Raw genomic sequence first — 2164 nt, 5'->3', positions numbered from 1 at the left:
CCGATCCGCAGATCGCGCTCGACGTCCGGCATCCGGCCTATGTGATCTACACGTCGGGCTCGACCGGCCGGCCCAAGGGCGTCGTGGTGAGCCACAACGGCGTGCCGGGCATGGTGGCGGCGCAGGTCGAGAGGCTCGGCGTGACGGCGGGCAGCCGGGTGCTCCAGTTCGCCTCGCCCAGCTTCGACGCATCGTTCTGGGACCTGTGCAGCGCCCTGCTCACCGGTGCCGCCCTCGTCCTGGCTCCGTCCGAGGCCCCGCTGGGGGCCCTGACGGACCGCCGGCTCGACGTCACCCATGTGACGCTGCCGCCCTCGGCCCTGGCGGCGCTGGACGGCGCCGACGTCTCGGCCGCCACCCTGGTGGTGGCGGGTGAGGCCTGCACTCCGGAGCTGGTGGCCCGGTGGGCGCCGGGGCGCCGGATGATCAACGCGTACGGTCCGACGGAGACGACGGTGTGCGCGACGATGAGCGACCCGCTGTCCCCGGGGTCGGGCGTGCCGCCGATCGGCCGTCCGATCGCCAACGCTCGGGTGTACGTCCTGGACGAGCGGATGCGGCCGGTGCCGCCGGGTGTGGTGGGGGAGTTGTACGTCGCGGGCGCCGGGCTGGCGCGCGGGTACCTGAACCGGCCGGGGCTGACGGCCGGACGGTTCGTCGCCTGCCCGTTCGGCAAGGCAGGTGAACGCATGTACCGCACGGGCGACCTGGTGCGCCGGTGCGCCGACGGTGAGCTGGAGTACGTCGGCCGCGCCGACGACCAAGTGAAGGTGCGCGGCTTCCGCATCGAACTCGGCGAGATCGAGGCAGCCCTGGCCGAGCATCCCGCAGTCGCCCAGGCCGCCGTCCTCGCACAGGACGACCGGCTCGTCGGCTACGTGGCAGCGCGTCCCGACGCTGCCGTACGGCCGGCGGCGCTGGCGGCGTATCTGCGCGACCGCGTGCCGGACTACCTGGTGCCGTCGGCGTTCGTGTTGCTGGATGTGCTGCCGCTGACGGCGAACGGGAAGCTGGACCGTGCAGCGCTGCCCGCGCCCGAACCGGGGACGGTCGGGAGCAGTCGCGCGCCGCGCACGCCGCAGGAGCAGATCCTGTGCGAGTTGTTCGCCGAGGTGCTGGGCGCGTCGCGGGTCGGGGTCGACGACGACTTCTTCGACCTGGGCGGGCACTCCCTGCTCGCCACCCGGCTGGTAGCACGGATTCGCTCGGTGCTCGGCGTGGAGCTGGGGTTGCGCGCGCTTTTCCAGGCGCCCACTGCGGCGGGAGTGGCCGAAGCGTTGGCCGAGGCCGGGCGCGCCCGCCCGGCGCTGACGGCGCACGTACGGCCGGAAGCGGTACCGCTTTCTTTCGCCCAGCGCCGGCTCTGGTTCCTGCACCGCATGGACGGCACCGCCGCGACCTACCACATTCCGCTGGCGCTTCGGCTGACCGGGACGCTGGATACAGCGGCGCTGAACGAGGCGCTCGCCGACGTGGTGGCCCGGCACGAGAGCCTGCGGACGGTGTTCCCGGAGGTCAACGGCGTACCGTGCCAGCGTGTCCTGGATCCAGGTGCGACCCGGCCCCGGGTGCGGTTGGCCGAGGTGTCGGAGGCCGAACTGCCTGCGCGACTCGCCGAGTTCGCCCGGCAGCCTTTCGACCTGGCGGTGGAACTGCCGTTGCGGGCGCAGCTGTTCGCGCTCGCACCGCAGGAGCATGTGCTGCTGGTGGTGATGCACCACATCGCCGGTGACGGCTGGTCCACCGGCCCGCTGGCCCGCGACCTTGCCGCGGCCTACGCCGCTCGGCACGAGGGTCGCACATCGAGCTGGCCGGTCCTGCCGGTGCAATACGCCGACTACACGCTGTGGCAGCGCGACCTGCTCGGTGACGCCGCCGATCCGGAGAGTCGGTTTGCCAAACAACTCGTTTATTGGAAGCGGCAGTTGTCCGCCCTGCCGGAACTTCTCCAGCTGCCCACCGACCGGTCGCGACCGGCCGTCGCCCGCTGGCACGGAGACCAGGTCGGCCTGGAGCTGAGTCCCGAACTGCATGCGGCTCTGGTGGAGTTGGCGCGGCGTACCGGCACCAGTCTGTTCATGGTGCTTCAGGCGGGCCTTGCCGCGTTGTACACGCGGTTGGGTGCGGGGACGGACATCCCGATCGGCAGTCCGGTCGCGGGGCG

The 2164-nt window shown here is 72.3% G+C and carries 1 protein-coding gene; it reads left to right on the top strand.

All coding sequences use genetic code 11. The features are described 5' to 3' along the window. A partial coding sequence (locus IEZ15_RS43745) for a non-ribosomal peptide synthetase (RefSeq protein ID WP_189282491.1) occupies window positions 1–2164 on the top strand: 2164 nt, incomplete at both ends.

This window comes from Streptomyces atratus, from assembly GCF_014648655.1.
In the GTDB taxonomy this organism is placed as follows: Bacteria; Actinomycetota; Actinomycetes; order Streptomycetales; family Streptomycetaceae; genus Streptomyces; species Streptomyces atratus.
The sequence above is the reverse complement of the archived record's forward strand: the minus strand, read 5'-3'. Positions and strand labels throughout refer to the sequence as shown.